Source organism: Flavobacterium sp., assembly GCF_004211145.1.
GTDB lineage: Bacteria > Bacteroidota > Bacteroidia > Flavobacteriales > Flavobacteriaceae > Flavobacterium.
On record NZ_SEBS01000012.1, the window covers coordinates 18,904 to 35,707 of the forward strand.

Annotated in this window: 16 protein-coding genes; 5 read left to right on the forward strand and 11 right to left on the reverse strand. The window is 48.5% G+C overall.

Annotation, left to right across the window (positions count from 1 at the left end; genetic code table 11):
- Positions 1–4: 4 nt before the first annotated feature.
- Positions 5–853 carry an FkbM family methyltransferase gene (locus EOO50_RS07730; protein ID WP_290839046.1) on the reverse strand — a complete coding sequence of 283 codons (849 nt, stop codon included), beginning with the start codon at positions 851–853 and terminating at the stop codon, positions 5–7.
- A 354-nt stretch (positions 854–1,207) separates the two neighbouring features.
- Between EOO50_RS07730 and EOO50_RS07735 the strand changes: the two genes are divergently transcribed.
- Together EOO50_RS07735 and EOO50_RS07740 are read left to right on the forward strand one after the other, a co-directional pair.
- Complete coding sequence (locus EOO50_RS07735; RefSeq protein WP_290839051.1) at positions 1,208–1,687, forward strand: T9SS type A sorting domain-containing protein; 480 nt, start codon at positions 1,208–1,210, stop codon at positions 1,685–1,687.
- A complete protein-coding gene (locus EOO50_RS07740) occupies positions 1,684–4,401 on the forward strand; it encodes a carbohydrate-binding domain-containing protein (protein ID WP_290839052.1) in 2,718 nt (905 codons plus the stop codon). The genes EOO50_RS07735 and EOO50_RS07740 overlap by 4 nt, the downstream gene beginning before the upstream one ends.
- A gap of 365 nt (positions 4,402–4,766) precedes the next feature.
- Here the strand turns inward: EOO50_RS07740 and EOO50_RS07745 are convergent, their stop codons facing one another.
- The 4 genes from EOO50_RS07745 to EOO50_RS07760 all read right to left on the reverse strand — a co-directional run bounded on the left by EOO50_RS07745 (position 4,767) and on the right by EOO50_RS07760 (position 9,044).
- The gene (locus tag EOO50_RS07745) at positions 4,767–6,425 is read right to left on the reverse strand and encodes a serine hydrolase (RefSeq protein WP_290839053.1); all 1,659 of its coding nucleotides are present in this window, start codon (positions 6,423–6,425) and stop codon (positions 4,767–4,769) included.
- A 61-nt stretch (positions 6,426–6,486) separates the two neighbouring features.
- On the reverse strand, positions 6,487–7,293 hold the full coding sequence (locus tag EOO50_RS07750) for an AraC family transcriptional regulator (protein WP_290839054.1): 807 nt from the start codon (positions 7,291–7,293) through the stop codon (positions 6,487–6,489).
- Positions 7,290–7,814, reverse strand: coding sequence for an STM3941 family protein (locus EOO50_RS07755; RefSeq protein WP_290839056.1), 525 nt, complete (start codon positions 7,812–7,814; stop codon positions 7,290–7,292). Before EOO50_RS07755 ends, EOO50_RS07750 begins: the two co-directional genes overlap by 4 nt.
- Positions 7,815–7,898: 84 nt before the next feature.
- Complete coding sequence (locus EOO50_RS07760) at positions 7,899–9,044, reverse strand: Gfo/Idh/MocA family oxidoreductase (protein WP_290839057.1); 1,146 nt, start codon at positions 9,042–9,044, stop codon at positions 7,899–7,901.
- A gap of 165 nt (positions 9,045–9,209) precedes the next feature.
- Between EOO50_RS07760 and EOO50_RS07765 the strand changes: the two genes are divergently transcribed.
- Positions 9,210–9,593 (forward strand): YegP family protein, encoded by a 384-nt coding sequence (locus EOO50_RS07765; protein WP_290839059.1) that lies wholly within the window; start codon positions 9,210–9,212, stop codon positions 9,591–9,593.
- A gap of 182 nt (positions 9,594–9,775) precedes the next feature.
- On the opposite strand, the gene EOO50_RS07770 is transcribed toward EOO50_RS07765, so the two are convergent.
- From EOO50_RS07770 to EOO50_RS07790, 5 genes are all read right to left on the reverse strand, one after another.
- Entirely contained in the window at positions 9,776–10,213 is a 438-nt protein-coding gene (locus EOO50_RS07770) for a hypothetical protein (RefSeq protein WP_290839060.1), read from the reverse strand.
- Positions 10,214–10,263: 50 nt separating this feature from the next.
- Positions 10,264–10,671, reverse strand: a complete 408-nt coding sequence (locus tag EOO50_RS07775) for a DUF4345 domain-containing protein (protein ID WP_290839061.1) — start codon at positions 10,669–10,671, stop codon at positions 10,264–10,266.
- Positions 10,668–11,111: a DMT family transporter gene (locus EOO50_RS07780; RefSeq protein ID WP_290839062.1), complete on the reverse strand. Its 444-nt coding sequence runs from the start codon at positions 11,109–11,111 to the stop codon at positions 10,668–10,670. The genes EOO50_RS07775 and EOO50_RS07780 overlap by 4 nt, the downstream gene beginning before the upstream one ends.
- A 68-nt stretch (positions 11,112–11,179) precedes the next feature.
- The gene (locus tag EOO50_RS07785) at positions 11,180–11,959 is read right to left on the reverse strand and encodes an ABC transporter permease (protein ID WP_290839063.1); all 780 of its coding nucleotides are present in this window, start codon (positions 11,957–11,959) and stop codon (positions 11,180–11,182) included.
- A gap of 4 nt (positions 11,960–11,963) precedes the next feature.
- Complete coding sequence (locus EOO50_RS07790; RefSeq protein WP_290839065.1) at positions 11,964–12,869, reverse strand: ABC transporter ATP-binding protein; 906 nt, start codon at positions 12,867–12,869, stop codon at positions 11,964–11,966.
- 96 nt (positions 12,870–12,965) lie between these two features.
- Here EOO50_RS07790 and EOO50_RS07795 point away from each other — a divergent pair, with 96 nt between their 5' ends.
- Together EOO50_RS07795 and EOO50_RS07800 are read left to right on the forward strand one after the other, a co-directional pair.
- A complete protein-coding gene (locus EOO50_RS07795) occupies positions 12,966–13,685 on the forward strand; it encodes a metallophosphoesterase (RefSeq protein WP_290839066.1) in 720 nt (239 codons plus the stop codon).
- Positions 13,682–14,326: a class I SAM-dependent methyltransferase gene (locus EOO50_RS07800; RefSeq protein WP_290839067.1), complete on the forward strand. Its 645-nt coding sequence runs from the start codon at positions 13,682–13,684 to the stop codon at positions 14,324–14,326. Before EOO50_RS07795 ends, EOO50_RS07800 begins: the two co-directional genes overlap by 4 nt.
- Before the next feature lie 50 nt (positions 14,327–14,376).
- On the opposite strand, the gene EOO50_RS07805 is transcribed toward EOO50_RS07800, so the two are convergent.
- A complete protein-coding gene (locus EOO50_RS07805) occupies positions 14,377–16,641 on the reverse strand; it encodes an aconitate hydratase (RefSeq protein WP_290839068.1) in 2,265 nt (754 codons plus the stop codon).
- Between the last annotated feature and the right edge of the window lie 163 nt (positions 16,642–16,804).

Genomic DNA, 16,804 nt, shown 5'->3' on the forward strand with positions numbered 1-16,804 from the left:
TCGGTTATGATTTCACCGATGAATGTTTTGCATGCGTGTCGTACCAGCCGGGAATCCCGAATAACCGGTTCATCGATTTTGAAACGACGCGTCCCAGAAAAAATTTGTTTACCGGCGCGTCATCGCCAAGTAATCTGTAGCCTTTGAAAATCGTGCGGTAGCGGCTCATGGATTTCTCATGTGACTGCCATGCATTCCTTTTTAGGTCGGTTCCGAATAAACCGGTCGCGCCTTTGAGGAATTTGTAATCGGCGAACGATCCTTCAGACGAATTTCGCGGCTCCCTGTTCGAGGTGATCTTGGTTTGGTTCACGATCTGGAACGTGTCGTAGCCGAGTTCCTTGAATATGTTGAATTCCTCGGTGAGTTTTTCGAACGACACTTTCTCAGACTCTATGGAAATATATTCGGGTCGTTCAACGAAATTGCGCAACGCTTTCAGGCAGATCACGTCCATGCCTTCGATATCGATCTTGAGATAATACGGAATCCCGTGTGTTTTCAGACATTCTGAAAAATCGACGATCGGCACCTCGATGATCTCGCTTTGCGCGCCCAACTTGTTGTTTCGTTCGGCCCAATCGTCAACGACGGTTCCCCAGACGCTCGTCACGGTATTCTTGAAAAACCGGATCTTGTCCTGGCCTTTATATCGTTCCATATCGACGATCGCACCTTCGACGATCGTGAGTTGATTGGATTTCAAATGTTCCGAGAACCGCTTCCGACATGATTCGGCCAGATCGGGATCGGCTTCGAATGCAATAACTTTAAATCCTTTCTTCAGGTAGAAATCGGTGTCTTCTCCCCTGTGCATGCCTACGTCGTACACGACTTTTTTCGATTCACTCATTTTTCAAGTATATGATAACGTAATAAATTAGGCAGTTTGGGAGCTTGCTTTACTTTTCCATTAAAGTAAACATAAGAAATAATTTAACAGGATTCGATATTAAACTCGATAGGCTGCGAATATTTGTTATTGTGGAAATCACAAACTGGAAAGCGTCGAATCGGTACAAATCAGTTAATATGCTGAAATTCAAATCATAAAAATTGAGACAAAACGATAAGAAATAAATCCTTTCAAATCGCAAATTGACACAACTGTTTTATCCCTGCCTTTTACCTCAACAATCCAATCAAACACCTCACTTTTTTTTATTACCCACGAGAATTAACCTTTTTTGCACATTAAACTAACACTATGACAACACTTCGACACATTTCAGGATTGCTGTTGCTCTTACTTTGCACATTTTCGTATGCGCAAACTGGAGTTACGGTAATGTATTACGACGGCACGACCCAGGGTTTCAACGTCGCCTCGGCGGGAAAACTCTATTTCGAGTCAGACAATTTGTATGTAAAGACCGATGTTGCGGCTACTCCGACGACGATCCCCGTAAGCATCATTAGGAAAATCGTATTCTCAAACGCACTCGCAGCCTCGACGTTCGGGCAAAACAAAACCAACCTTGTGATCTACCCTAACCCGAGCTCGGACGCGATCCGCATCAAATCGGATTCAGGCGAAACTTTGGCCACGAAAATTTATTCTATGACAGGCCAATTGATGCTGCAAGGTTCGTATCAATCAGGAGAAGACATCGACGTTTCGAACTTATCATCAGGACTTTACCTCGTTCAGGTAAACGGCGCAACCATTAAATTCAGCAAAAAATGAGACGGATATTTTTACTTATAGCGCTGTTTTTAGTGGCGAATGTCTCGTTGGCCCAACAAAAAGTCCGAGTGCACAATTCGGGAAACACGATGTACGCCAAGGAATTGACATCGGTCGACAGCATCAAACTCGACAACACCTACGCGAAATTCAAGATTTCAGGCGACGCGAATACGCTCAACATCCAAAAAACGCTCATCGACAGTTTGACGTTTACGGGAAGCGCGGTCAACCTCGATAAAATCTATATCATCTATAACGGAACCGACAACGCGACAATCATCAATCCGTATGCAAATTCAGGCGTGAATATCACGGCCGCCGCCGGAACCGTGACCGTCGCCGCGACATCGGGCATCGACAACCTCGAGTATAACATTTTGGGTGCGTCGGCCAATGGAAGCCTGACGATGGCGACCGACAAAGACGTGAATCTCGTGCTCAACAATTTGACGCTTACGAATCCGAGCGGCGCGGCGTTCAACATCACGGGCGCGAAAACCACGAACATCTTACTGACTTCGGGAACGACCAATATGTTGTCTGATGGAACCGCGAGCACCAAAAACGGCACTATCACCACCGACGGCCCGATCGTCATCGCAAACAGCGGAACGCTTCTCGTCAGCGCATTGAAAAAACACGGCGTCAACACTTCCTCAACAATCGCGATCAACGGCGGAACGACCACGATTTCGTCAGCTGTTTCCGATGGTTTCCACTCTGAAGGTTACACCCAAACCGCAGGCACGGCAACCGTAACATTGTCTTTGGGCGACGGCATCGATGCAGGAAACGGAGCAATCGCGATCAGCGGCGGCACGATCAACGTCACTTCGACCGCAGCCGACGTAAAAGGCATAAAGACGGGAACGAACACGATTACGATTACCGGCGGCACGATCAACATGACGGTTTCGGGCGCGCAATCCAAAGCCATCAGCGCGAAAGGAAATATCTCGATCAGCAACGGATCTTTCGGCATTACGATTTCAGGCGCGACAGTATTGACGGCGGCCGACAGCGGGTTCGATCCGTCGTACTCCAGCGCGTTCAAGACCGACGCCCAGATCATCATCACGGGCGGAACGTTCAACGTGAATGCCCTGTCAGGCGCCGATGGCGGAAAGGCGTTCTCGGCCGATGGCGAAATCAACATCTCAGGCGGAAACTTCACGGTTTCAACCGCAGGAAATGGTGGAAGTTACACGAATACGACCGGAGTCGCCGACACATTTTCGACGTCGGGTTTCACGTCCGACACGAACATCAACATCTCAGGCGGAACGTTTACGCTTGCGAATTCGGGCACCGACGGAAAAGCGATTTCGTCGGATACGAACATCAATATTTCAGGTTCGTCCCTAATCGGGATCACAAATTCAGGCGCGGCGGGCAAAGGAATCAAAGCCGACGGAAACGTGGTTTTCTCAGGCGGCACGACTACGATTTCACTTTCGGGCGCGACAGTGCTTTCGGCTTCGGGCAGCGGTTTCGATCCGTCCTATCCGACAGGCGTCAAAACCGATGGCAGCATCACGGTCAACAGCGGCACGATCACGATCACGGGAACATCGGTTGCAAAAGGCGCGAAAGGACTTTCATCGGACACTGGAATTACCGTGAACGGCGGAAACGTCTCGATCACGAACGCCGGAAACGGAGCGACTTATGTGAACGCGAACGGAACGACGGATTCGTATTCATCGGCGGCGTTCTCGTCGGACACTTTCATCACGATCAATGGCGGAACCGTAACCACGAACAGTTCGGGAACGGGCGGAAAAGGATTGAAGGCCGATGGCGCGATCACGATCGGAACCACAACGACAAGCCCAACGCTGAACATCACGACGACCGGAGCGCGTTTCCTCGTTTCAGGAACTGATTACAGCCATGCGAAAACGATCGTGGCGGCCGGCGTAGTCACGATCAACAGCGGAACGAACACGATCAATTCGAGCGATGACGGCGTGCATTCGGATACGGCGGTAACCGTAAACGGCGGAACGAATACGATTTCAGCGATCTCGACCACGTCGGGCGTCGGCGAAGGCGTCGAAGCTCCGATCATCACGTTCAACGGCGGAACATCGAACATCACGGCCTCGAACGACGGCATCAACGCGACGTACGGAACGGTAACGGGCGGCGCTGAAGGAAACGACGGCAGCCATTTGTACATTACGGGCGGCATCGTGATCGCAACCGGATCCGACGCGATCGACAGCAACGGAAACATCACCATAACCGGCGGAACGACCATCGTGAACGGCGTCACAAACGGGCCTGAAGAAGGTTTGGATTTCAACGGGACGTTTTTGATGAACGGCGGTATTTTGATCGCGGCGGGTTCGAATTCACAGATGACTCCGAACTTCGGGGCGGCTTCGTCCCAGGTGAATATGTTCTTGAAATCATCGGCGCAACTTCCGGCGACATCGGTTTTGCATATCGAGAACGCGGCGGGAACTGAGATGGTGACGTTCAAACCGAAAAACGCGGTATACTATTTTCATTTCTCGAGCCCGGCTTTGGCGCAGAGCACGCAGTATAAAGTATACTTCGGAGGAAGCTATACGGGCGGAAGTTTCGTTGGCGGCACGACGACCTGGGGATTGTATACGGGCGGAACGTATTCGTTGACGGGCGCGACGCTTAAGAAAACATTTACTACGTCGGCGACGGCGAAGATAAATTTGCAGACTTTTTAAAAAGGGGCCGGTGATTGGGAAACTTATTACCGGTTTTTTTTTGCTTTGGAGCTTGGTGATGTTTTGTTTTGTTGTTTCGTAAGTTTTTTTGGGTTGCTTTGCAAGTTTTTGGGTTGCTTCGCAACTTTTGGGGGTTGCTTCGCAACTTTTTTTTGACACGAAGGCACGAAGGCACGAAGAAAGGCAGGAAAAAAAGCAGGAAGGTACGAAGCTACGAAGGCGCGAAGTTATTGATGGCTTTTTTGAGGAGGTTGAAGATGTGTGGAAAATTTTGAATTTTAGAAACCCTCACAGATTTTGTGAGTAAAATTTATTTTTGAAAAAACCCTCACACTTATTTCAGGACGTTTGCCGTGAGTAGACTCCTAGTCCAGGATCGCAGGTAAAATATAATCGTTGACGATCGACTCGGCTTGCGCATGGGCGTACGGTTTGTTGTAGGCTTTTGCGGTTACGATGACGACGATCGGGAGTTCGGTGAAAACGATGAATTCGTTTCCGCCATTTCCGGCGCAATAGAAAGCGTCGTACTTTTTCCCGTGATAATCGAACGATTTGTTCCAAAACAGATAACCGTAAAACTGATTGTCGCGTTCGGTGATCCGGATTTGCCGCGTCATCGTTTTCCTGACCCAGTCTTTCGGCAGGATTTTTTTGCCGTTCCATTTGCCGTCGCCTTTGTAAAGTTGGGCGTATTTCGCATAATCGAGGGAAGTCATCTGCAGGCTTCCCGCGGTATTCGGAACCTGTTGGGGCGTGAACTGCCATTGGTAGTCTGAAATTCCCAACGGTCTGAATAACTTTTCGCTCGCGTATTTCTCGAGTCCGCCGGGAATCGATTTGTTTAGGATGTCGCCGAGCAGCACGACACCGGCCGTGAAATAATCCCATTTTGCGCCGTTGGTTTTTGTGGAATCCATCGGCAAGTCCAATGTGAATTTCACCCAATTGTCGGTCGGATACATGTTTTCTTCATTTCCTGGCGAATCCCCGTCGGAATCCGAACCCATGAACGCCGAACTCATCGTAAGCAAATCCTTAATCGTCACGTTTTCCTTCGCTTCAGAATAGTTCGCGAATTTCTTCAAATCATAAAATTCGCGGAGTTTTTGATTTTCGCTTTTGATGAAACCGTCACGAATCGCCATTCCCATCAACGTCGATGCGAACGATTTTCCCGCCGATCGCGTATCGTGCAAAGTGCTTCTTTGCGCATCGTTGAAATATTCCTCAAGCATCAATTTTCCTTCCCGGATCACGACGACACTTGTGATTTCCTTGAGGTTGAATTTCGCGATTTCGGTGTTCATGGCTTCGATTTTCGCTTTGTCGAACGGCAATTTCGAGATTTCCCAACCGCTGTTCGGAGCGATGTTCTGGACGGCGATCTGGTCTCGCGTGATCGCGGGCGTCTTGACAATGAGTTCGAGTTTTCCTTGCGCGATCAATTCGCCGACTTTCGGGTCCGACGTTTCACTTAATCTTATATAAGGACGGATTTCGAGCTTGAAATTGTGCGTGCCGTCGGTCAGCGCCTTATCGCCTCCGTTCGCCTTGAATCGGTCGAACATATACATCGCCCACCAATCCTCGCCTTTCGAACTCGTGAGCGGAACGCGGAATGTCGTCGCGGTATTCTTGTTTACCGACGACCCGAAATTGCAGCCGTGATGGATATTTTCTACATAAATCAAGACGTCGTCCACATAAAACGAAAATTGAAGGTTGCCCGATTTGAGCAATTTCTCGGTCGGAAGATCGGGAGCCAATTCGCGCAGGTAGTTCGTGACCGAATTGGCCATGAAAACCCGGATGTTCAGATTGGATTTGCGCTTGAGATGGAACGACGTCAGGAAATCGGAATTGGAAAGCTTGTCGGGCGGAATATTTCCGTCGGTGAAAATTACCTTGCCCATGTTCGCCTTGTGCAGCGGATCCGAAATCTCATCGACCGTAAAAAGATCTTTTTGCGCGTAACTTGAAATCCCGAAAAGGACGACGAATAGAAATGTGGCTGTTCTCATTTTTTGATTTACTGATGAGTTGCAAACCTACGCCAAAGTTCGCGCGCAAAATTGTACAGGATTAACGCAACAGTTTTTTGTGAGCACCGGGATTCAGGCCGTTCAGTTCCTTGAAGCATCGGATAAAATGGCTTTGGTCGAAAAAACCGCAACGGTGCGCGATCTCCGACAGCGACAAATTGCGTTCAGGCATCAATGAAAGCGCTTTCTCAACTCGTATCTTCCGGATATAATCGGCCAAAGTGCATCCGAAATACTTTGAAAAATCACGCGACAAATGAACCGGATGAATGTTTGCGATGCCCGATAAATAGTCGAGCGTCATCGGTTCGGCAAACCTGTCGTGCAATACTTCGTCGACCTTTGCGACCCAAGACGGTTTTGGATTCACGTACGTTCGTTGGATTTCGGTCAGGCGCGAAAATGCTTCGGTAAGTAAGCTGCGGACCGAAACATCGCTCACGGAATCGTCGATCTTCGTCTCTCGGAAAATCTTGTAGAGCAACAACTTGACATCGGGATGCGAAATATTCAAACTTCCTTGCAAATTCGAAATGTCCAGCATCGAATCGGCGAACCATCGGTGATCGATCTCGACATGGAAACCCCGCGTAAATCCATCGGGTTTGATGTTGTAATGCGGCTCCTGCCAATTGTGGAACAGCAAACTCCCGGGCGTGCATTCGTAAATTTCCTTTTTGTTTCCCTCGATTACATTTCCTTGCAGAATGAACGTGAAGTAAGCGTTCTCGTGATAATGCCAATCGACTTTAGGGTTCGTGTATTCGGTATCGGTCAACGTAATGCCGCCGAGCTGTATCGTTTGGTTGGTCTGTCCGTAGAATTTACCTGTTTGGGAAACGTTCATTGCGGTTGCTTTGACCAGTTTGCGAGATGGCCGTTCAAAGCGTCAAGCAATTCTTCCTTGGGTATTTTGAGGTTGCTTACGTTGATTGCGAACGGGCTTCCGAATTTTTCAATGGAGTTTTTGGCATTCCGCAACCGCCGTCCACTCAAACGCCGCGTCACGATACCCGGATCATCGAGAAAAATAACGTAAAACGTCGACGAAAAATATGTTGCGGTCGCGATTCCTTTGACGTGCTGCCAGGAAATCACACCGATGTTCGAAAAGCTGATATTGTCCACAATGCCGCGGCTATCCACGATCAATCCGGGCAATTTAGACGTCACGATCTTAAGATTCTGATACCAAACGAAACCCAACAGCGGAATCCCGATAACCATTGTGATGATGAGCGCAAACGAATACCGTTCGCGTTGCGACAGATAATTCATGACAACCGCCGCCAAAAACATCGAAGCCGTAAACAGCAGCGTTAAAAACAATATTCTGGGTTTGTTGGTTCGGACGGTCAGTGTTTTCATAAATGAACGAAAGGTAATGAAAAGCCGCGCACGTGAATCTTTCACGACGAAAACTTTCCGACTAACCAATTAGCCGATAACCAATCATCCCAACAAAACCTTACTTCCACTCCTCGCCGCCTTATAAACCGCATCGATCACACGCAAATCCCTCAAACCTTCTTCGCCCGAAATGTGATTTGGAAGTTTCCGGTTCTCCAAGAGCGCGCTCGCAATGGCGTCGAGTTGCGTCTGCTGTTGGTTGATCACGGGGAATTTTAGTTCTCCTTTGGACGTTTTCCCCGCGAAAGGCCCGTAACTCAAACCCGGACTCAATTCGAAGCTGCCGTCATCAGCCGACACGAACAACCTGTCGATGTCGAAACCGCAGGACGTATTGCAATTCGCGACCGCGCCGCCCGGGAATTCCATTTGCCAGCTGATACTTTCCTCGACTTCCGAAAACCGTTTCTTGTTGTGGATGACTCCGAATTGGGCCGTTACCGCGATCGGCTCTTCGCCCAAGATATAACGGCTCGCCTGTATGCAATAAATACCCAGATCGGTAAGCGGGCCGCCGCCTGATAATTTTTTATTGAGATGCCAGTCTTTCGGGTCGGGTTCACTCGTCAGATCCAAAATGTCGTAGGTTTTATATCCGAGCGACGCTTCGATGAACCGGACCTGCCCGAATATTTTTTGCTGGCCCAGTCGTTTCATCTCCAAGTGATACGGTTCGAAATGCAACCGATATCCAACGGCGAGTTGCACGTTGGCGTCGGTGCAGGCTTTTATCATTTGCTCGCAATCGGCAGCTGACGTCGCCATGGGTTTTTCAGTAATCACGTGCTTTCCCGCTTGCGCCGACCGGATCACGAATTCCTTGTGCAGGCCATTGGGTAAAACGACATAGACGAGATCGATGTCTTTGTTGTTCTTGATGTCGTCGAAATTTTCGTAGTCGTAGCTATTGCTGTCGGGAATTTGGTATTGCTTTTTCCATTTCTCAGCTTTCGACGGCGTTCCGGTTACGATCCCCGCGAGATGGCAATATTGCGATGCTTCGATTCCCGCGGCCAACAGTTGTGCGTAATAACCGAGGCCGCAAAGCGCGATATTGAGTTTTTTACCGACGTAGGGTTTTTGTTTTTCGGGCGGCATCAGAAACGACGGAAGCGACGTCATCACCGCAGCCGCACCAACTCCTATTCCGAGCGAATTGACGAACGAACGTCTTGACATGTTTTTCATAAAAGATAAGTTGGTCACGATCAGTTAGTAATCAATACCAACAAGTCGTTACATATTCGTTCCGACATTTGAAAACTCCACATTTTTCTGTTCAGAACTTTTCGCGAACCCGCCCGACATTGCCGTTTGCTTTTCTTATTTTTCGCTCCGAATCCAAATCGAGTTATGGGAACATTCGTCATCAGCAAACGATACAACAACGATTACAAGTTTATTTTCGCGACGCGCAGGGGAAAGACGATTTTTACGAGCATCGGCTGCAAACACAAATCCGATTGTGAGGCGATGATCGACGGCATCAAGACCAATTTGGCGCAGTTCGCGTTCACGAAGATCAGGAACGCGGGCGGAAAATATTACTTCAGGTTATCAAAAGACGGTTTGGTGTTGGCGAATTCGCGTAAGTATTCGACCGAACTGCGGCTTAAAAAAGGGATTGATGAAATCATGAAATACGTTTCGGAAGCTGAAATCCTGGACTTTTCGGACAATGCTTTTGTGTTCGCCGATGAAGATGCGGAATTGGCGGAAGCTGAGGATATGGATTAGGTTGGGTTGTTTTTTGAGTGTGTTGCTTCGCAACTTTTTTTAACACGAAGGCACGAAGACGCGAAGACACGAAGTTTAGTTTTGATCTAGATCAATCGTAACCCGAAACGTTGTCTTTTTCCAAATGTATTCTGCACCCTGAACCTTGCACCTTGTACATTTACCCTGAACCCTGAACCTTCCTACGCCCAAAACTTCATCCAAAACTCCTTATTCTTCTTCATCGCCACATCGGTCGCATACATTTTCTCACCGTCGTAGCGGATTTCAAGCCCGTTTATGAAATAAATCTCGACATTGCCAGACGTCCTGATGTTGCAGCACGTCTGTTCTTCCCATTGGTCCTTCCATATTTCGAGCAGGATGAAATGCGCGACGACGCCTTTGTTTTGGCTGTCGAGTACGTCGATCAATTGTGGAGTGGCTTGTTTTCCGACTTTAACTATTTCAGTCGCCGGCCCGACTTTCACGCGAGCCGACATCGTGTTGACCAACATGATATACGCGTCTTTGTTGCTGATTTTCGAAATCAGGGAATCGACTTCTCTGTTTTGCGCAAAACCGAAAGTCGAAAACGTGAAGATTGCAACAACCGCAAAGGATCGGACAAAATTTTTCATGAGAGTATTTGATTGATTATGTTTGATTTGTCGCGAGTCGCGAGTCGAAGTTACACAATTGCCTGACCGTATTTACGCAAATTCAAAAATCCCCAAAACGCGAGCACCAACTCGGCGCTGGTTCCGATTGTAAAGCAATCCGACGGCAATCCGTACAGCAACATCGCCATAATTCGGCCTAGCGACAAACTCGCCATGAAAATGACATTTACGAGTGTCGCGGTCCGCCAAAATCCGGCATCGAAAATCCCGACGAGCCACAGCGCCGACATTCCAAAATACAACGTCATGATCGAAGTCAAAATTCCTTTTAAATCGTCCGAATCAGCTTTGAAATCGAAAAGTCCGGGAAAGATTTCCATCGGATAAAAACCATAATAAAGCGCGATCGACACGACCAATATCACCGAAACCGACAATTGCAGATTCTTGAATTTTTGACCTTGTCGCGCTTTCAATATTTCCGAATGATGACGACACCAGCCACGATCAACGCGATCCCAAGCAGTTTCATGAAACTCATCGGATTGGGTTGGGCCACGAGGATATTAAAATGTTCAAGCAAAACCGACACGATCATCTGTCCCGCGACTACAAGCCCAAACGTCAATCCAGGACCTAATTTCGGGAACGCGAGCAGGATGAACGTCACATAAAAAGCGCCGAGTAATCCGCCTGCCCAAACATAGCCGGGCGCGTCTTTTACTCCGCTCCACGAAACGGTCTGCCGCGTGATCAGGATATATGCGACCAATCCGACGGCGCCTACCGCGAACGAAAACAACGACGCGTAAACGGGATTTCCGGCGGCTTTTCCAAGTTTTGCGTTGAGGCCGGCCTGTATCGGCAAGAACGCGCCCGACAACAATACGAGTGCAATCCAGATTACTTTGTTCATGCTTTGGTTTTAGAGGATTCTTGCCAAAATCGGCGTGAAACCAAGGTACGAAAAGTTACGTTTTCCAATTAGGATTTGTCCTTTTTCGTGCGATATAAGACGTAGCCCACAAGCGTGATCCCAACGAAATATCCGACCGCAAGAACGTGTACGTTCACCAACGGCAAAATCACTTTCCCACCCGGATTATCCTTTAAATAATGCAACATTCCATACGTATACGGAATCACGTAACCGAATTTCCATGACAGGGCCGCGAGCGATCCGACCCATAACGCGAATCCTGCGCCCACGGGAACGAGAAAATTCCGAAACTGCAGGCTGATCAGGTATTGAAGCGCGATTATCGGCAGGCAATCGATAAAAAACAACGCATTCTCCTTAATGAAATATTGGAATGGAATCGGCTGCGTCGGATACGGAATGTCGGGAACCAGCAAACACGGCAAAACGCCCGACAAATAAATCCCGATGTTGAAAAGCACGAAAAATTGCAGCATCATGACGACGATCACCATAAGTTTCGCAAAGAAAATCGTCGTGAAACCAACCGGAAGCGTGTGGACTTGTTTCCACGTGTTGTTCTTATATTCGAGTTGCGTAACCAGACTCGTGGCCAAAATCACGCCGAGCGGCAACAAAAAAATCGCCATCGATTCCCATGAACTGCTCCAGAGTAAGTTCCAAAATCGGTCCGATGCGTAAATTTGGGGCAAGGATTCGTAATTCACGAGTCGTGCAATCGTCACGATCACGGGTGTGAAAAACGCGCCCAACACGACGAGCCACGACGCCAAACTGCGTTTCTTTTTGCGCCATTCGCTATTGAAAACGTGTAGAAACATCATCATATCAAGATTGTATCAGGTCCATAAAAATCATTTCGAGGTCGTTTTTCGTCAGGCTGATTTCGTATACCGGAATGTTCCGACGTACCAATTCGGCCGTGATTTTCGCGATCGTTTCCTTATCGAGATTTGGCAGCGTGATCTTTCCATCGGCGATCTCCGACGGAATTCCCAAGTCGTCCAAAATCCTGACACTTCCAAAATTATCGCCCGTGTCGATCGTCGTCTTCACGGTCTGCGCCTGTTGTAATTTCAATTCGTCGAGCGTGCCTTGGAACATCATTTTTCCTTTGTGGATGATGCCGACGTGAGAAACGAGTTTTTCGATTTCGGGCAACAAATGGCTTGAAATGATCACGGTAATTCCCATTTCGGAATTGAGTTTCTTGAGCAACTCGCGAATCTCAAGGATTCCGTTCGGGTCGAGGCCATTCGTCGGTTCATCCAAAACCAAAAGCGACGGATCGTGTAAAAGCGAAATCGCGATGCTCAGGCGTTGTTTCATGCCGAGCGAAAAACGTCCGGCTTTCTTGTTTCCGGTTTTCGAAAGCCCGACAAGTTCCAGCACTTCGGCAATGCGCGATTTTGGGCAACGATAGATTTTTTGGAGCAATTCGAGGTTTTCGATTGCCGTCAAATGCCCGTAAATGGAGGGATTTTCAATCAGTGAACCGATGTTCCCCAAAATATCGAACCTGTTTTTTTCGAGTGTTTTTCCGAAAATCAAAATCTCGCCTTGCTGTTTTTGGAGCAACCCGAGAATGAGTTTGAGCGTCGTGGTTTTTCCCGCGCCGTTCGGGCCAAGAAATCCATAGATGCTGCCGCTAGGGACTTTTAGGTTGATGTCGTCCAAAATAACTTCCGATGACGAAAATCGATGCGACAGATTCCGGGTTTCCAAACAATGCATAATTCGGTTTCCGAAGTAAACGAACCGCAGCTCAAATAGTTACCGAAACGATGAACATTTATCGGAAATCCTTAAATTTAAGAACAAATCCCTACCATGAAAAAGACAATTGCCTTTATTACCGATTCGCATCTCGCCGAAGAACTTCCCGTCGCAGCCGACCAGCAGCGAAATTTCGACCGCATTTTGGAAGATATTGAAAAACGCGGCGTCGATCAGGTAATTATCGGAGGCGATATCGGGCACGAGTCGATTTACGCCGACTTCTTCAAATCGCTCGGGAAATATTCGGACAACCTAAAAGTAATTCCGGGCAACCACGACAGTCTTGGCGATTTGCTTTCGCATTTCCCGAACCCCGAATTTCCCGATTTGGCCGAATTGTATTACAGTTACTCCGACGACAATTTCCTGTATATTTTCCTCGATTCGTCGACCGATGAATTCAGCAACCCGCAACTCGCTTGGCTTCGCGAGAAAGTTGAAGAGACGAACCTCAAAATCCTGCTGTTCGTGCATCACCCGATTTTCGAGATCGATACGCCTGTCGATCGCAAATATCCGCTGCAAAATCGAGAGATCGTCCAACAAATCCTTATGCAACAGCAACGCGAGATCTTCGTTTTTTGCGGACATTACCATACCGAAGACGAGACCGGAACCGGCGCGATCTCGCAATATGAAACGACGGCCGTTTCCTACCAAATTAGAAAAGGAACGCCTGACGTCGAACCGCACGCCGATTATTTCGGCTATCGGTTGATCACGCTCGACAACGGAAACGTAGCCACCGAACTCATAAAATTACAGCCGTGAACGCCGAAGAATTGCATCATCTCGCCACCCAATTGAGCCATCCCGACGGCGAATTCGGAATCGCACTCGCCGAGAACATGAACGAGACGAACATCGGGATGACGAGAAATTCGATCGGAAATCTGGCGCTTGAAAATGGTGATTCGGTATTTGAACTCGGACAGGGAAACGGCGCGCATGTGTCGGAACTCTTTGAAAATGCCGACATATCGTACGACGGTTTTGAGATTTCCGAAACGATGCACGAGGCCGCGATCGCTAAAAACAGCGCCCTCAAAAACGCGCATTTCTCGCTTTACAACGGAACTAAAATTCCCGCGAACGATGCCACGTTCCAAAAAGGTTTTTCCGTAAACACGCTTTATTTCTGGCCCGATCCGATATCGATGTTCGCCGAAATCTCACGCGTGCTCAAACCAAAAGGCATTTTCTGCCTCACGTTCGCCGAGAAGGATTCGATGACGCAATTGCCGTTCACCGACTATGTTTTCAATTTATACGGTTCCGATGAAGTCGCCGAACGTATTTCACAAACCGATCTCAATCTCGTCAGGACCGACCGCCAGTTCGAAGAAGTCGTGAGCAAGACGGGGCATCCGATCGAACGGCATTTCGTGACGATGGTTTTGCAAAAGGCATAAAAAAAGCTTCCCGTTATGAGAAGCTTTTTTGTTTTTATGATTTCTGTCGACTAGACTTCGGCAGCAGCGATCAGGTTCAAGGCCGAACCCGCAACGAACCAACCGATCTGGCCGGCGTTGTACGTGTGGTTTGCCATGATGATGTCTTTCGAACCGTCTTTGTGGACGAATTCCAAGGTCAATTGCTTGCCCGGAGCGAACTCGGTCAAATCGAGGAAGTTGATCGTGTCGTCTTCCTGGATCAAATCGTAATCGGTTTCATTGGCGAAAGTAAGCGCCAACATGCCTTGCTTTTTCAAGTTCGTTTCGTGGATACGCGCGAACGATTTCACCAAAACGGCTTTCACACCAAGGAAACGCGGCTCCATCGCAGCGTGCTCGCGTGACGAACCTTCACCGTAGTTGTGATCTCCAACGACGATCGATGGAATTCCTTCAGCCTTATAAGCACGTTGCGTTGCGGGAACAGCATCGTATTCGCCCGTCAACTGGCTTTTCACCGAGTTTGCCTTTTGGTTGAACGCGTTGATCGCACCGATAAGCATGTTGTTCGAGATATTATCCAAGTGTCCGCGGAAACGCAACCAAGGTCCGGCCATTGAAATGTGGTCGGTCGTACATTTTCCGAATGCCTTGATAAGTAATTTCGCACCTGTGATATTTTTCTTATCCCACGGATCGAAAGGCGCAAGCAATTGCAAACGCTCTGATGTCGGGCTAACCGCAACCTGTACGTGCGATCCGTCGGCGGCCGGAGCCTGATAACCCGGATCGTCGGCGTCGAAACCGTTTGGCGGTAATTCGTTACCTGTAGGCTCATCGAGGCGAACTTCTTCTCCGTCCTCATTAATCAATGTATCGGTAAGCGGGTTGAACGAAAGATCTCCGGCGATTGCCAAAGCCGTCACCAACTCGGGCGAACCTACGAATGCCAAAGTGTTCGGGTTTCCGTCGGCGCGTTTCGAGAAGTTACGGTTGAACGAGTGGACGATCGTATTTCTTTCTTCTTTTTCAGCACCTTCGCGATCCCACATTCCGATACACGGACCGCAGGCATTGGCGAAAACCGTCGCTCCGATCTTATCGAACGTGTCGATAAAACCGTCGCGCTCAATCGTGTAGCGAACCGTTTGAGATCCCGGAGTGATCGTAAATTGTGCTTTCGTCTTTAGTTTTTTATCGGCGACCTGCTTGGCAAGTGACGCCGAACGTGCGATATCTTCGTAAGACGAGTTCGTGCACGATCCGATCAAACCGACCTGGATTTGCAATGGCCAATCGTTTTTGATGGCTTCCTCTTTCATTTTCGAGATCGGCGTAGCCAAATCCGGCGTGAAAGGACCGTTCAAATGCGGCTCCAATTCTGAAAGGTTGATTTCAATTACTTGGTCGAAATATTGTTCAGGGTTTGCATAAACCTCGGCATCGGCTGTCAGATACTCGCGGATTTCGTTCGCTGCATCGGCAACGTCGGCGCGGTTCGTGGAACGCAGGTAACGATCCATTGAATCGTCGTATCCGAAAGTTGAAGTCGTCGCCCCGATTTCGGCACCCATGTTACAGATCGTTCCTTTTCCGGTACACGACATTGCGGTCGCGCCTTCCCCGAAATATTCCACGATAGCTCCCGTTCCACCTTTCACGGTGAGGATTCCGGCAACTTTAAGGATGACGTCTTTTGGAGCCGTCCAGCCCGACAATTTTCCTGTCAAGTGAACTCCGATTAATTTCGGGAACTTCAATTCCCACGCCATGCCCGACATTACGTCCACGGCATCGGCACCACCGACTCCGATGGCGACCATTCCGAGACCTCCGGCGTTTACGGTGTGCGAATCGGTTCCGATCATCATTCCGCCAGGGAACGCGTAGTTTTCAAGAACGACCTGGTGGATGATTCCGGCTCCGGGTTTCCAGAATCCGATTCCGTATTTGTTCGAGATCGACGACAGGAAGTCGAACACCTCATTCGATTGTTGTTTCGCGCGGGCCAAATCGGTTTTCGCATCGATTTTCGCCTGGATCAAGTGGTCGCAATGTACCGTAGTCGGTACGGCGGCTTGTGGTTTCCCGGCGTGCATGAACTGCAAAAGCGCCATCTGCGCGGTCGCATCCTGGCACGCGACACGGTCCGGAGCGAAGTCCACGTAATCCTTACCGCGTGTAAAAGCTTGGGATGGCGTTCCTTCCCAAAGGTGGTTGTATAAAATCTTTTCTGAAAGTGTGAGCGGACGGCCTACGATCTCACGCGCTTTATCGACGCGCGAAGGCATGTTCGCGTAGACTTTCCGTATCATTTCAATATCAAAAGCCATAATGTTGGATTTACTTTGTACTGTTCGGCAAAATTGCCCAAGGTGTTAATTTGTGTTCTGCAAATTTACTGAATTCGGCCAACAACTGAAATATTTTTAATAAAATGAACAAATCCGAGTATTATTATTTCCAATTACAAAGAATTTCTGTAATTATTTGTAG

Bases quoted from the DNA above. Each gene is read 5' to 3' on its own strand.
- EOO50_RS07730 (WP_290839046.1), bottom strand. From the start codon at position 853: ATGAGTGAATCGAAAAAAGTCGTGTACGACGTAGGCATGCACAGGGGA.
- EOO50_RS07735 (WP_290839051.1), top strand. From the start codon at position 1,208: ATGACAACACTTCGACACATTTCAGGATTGCTGTTGCTCTTACTTTGC.
- EOO50_RS07740 (WP_290839052.1), top strand. From the start codon at position 1,684: ATGAGACGGATATTTTTACTTATAGCGCTGTTTTTAGTGGCGAATGTC.
- EOO50_RS07745 (WP_290839053.1), bottom strand. From the start codon at position 6,425: ATGAGAACAGCCACATTTCTATTCGTCGTCCTTTTCGGGATTTCAAGT.
- EOO50_RS07750 (WP_290839054.1), bottom strand. From the start codon at position 7,293: ATGAACGTTTCCCAAACAGGTAAATTCTACGGACAGACCAACCAAACG.
- EOO50_RS07755 (WP_290839056.1), bottom strand. From the start codon at position 7,814: ATGAAAACACTGACCGTCCGAACCAACAAACCCAGAATATTGTTTTTA.
- EOO50_RS07760 (WP_290839057.1), bottom strand. From the start codon at position 9,044: ATGAAAAACATGTCAAGACGTTCGTTCGTCAATTCGCTCGGAATAGGA.
- EOO50_RS07765 (WP_290839059.1), top strand. From the start codon at position 9,210: ATGGGAACATTCGTCATCAGCAAACGATACAACAACGATTACAAGTTT.
- EOO50_RS07770 (WP_290839060.1), bottom strand. From the start codon at position 10,213: ATGAAAAATTTTGTCCGATCCTTTGCGGTTGTTGCAATCTTCACGTTT.
- EOO50_RS07780 (WP_290839062.1), bottom strand. From the start codon at position 11,111: ATGAACAAAGTAATCTGGATTGCACTCGTATTGTTGTCGGGCGCGTTC.
- EOO50_RS07785 (WP_290839063.1), bottom strand. From the start codon at position 11,959: ATGATGTTTCTACACGTTTTCAATAGCGAATGGCGCAAAAAGAAACGC.
- EOO50_RS07790 (WP_290839065.1), bottom strand. From the start codon at position 12,869: ATGCATTGTTTGGAAACCCGGAATCTGTCGCATCGATTTTCGTCATCG.
- EOO50_RS07795 (WP_290839066.1), top strand. From the start codon at position 12,966: ATGAAAAAGACAATTGCCTTTATTACCGATTCGCATCTCGCCGAAGAA.
- EOO50_RS07805 (WP_290839068.1), bottom strand. From the start codon at position 16,641: ATGGCTTTTGATATTGAAATGATACGGAAAGTCTACGCGAACATGCCT.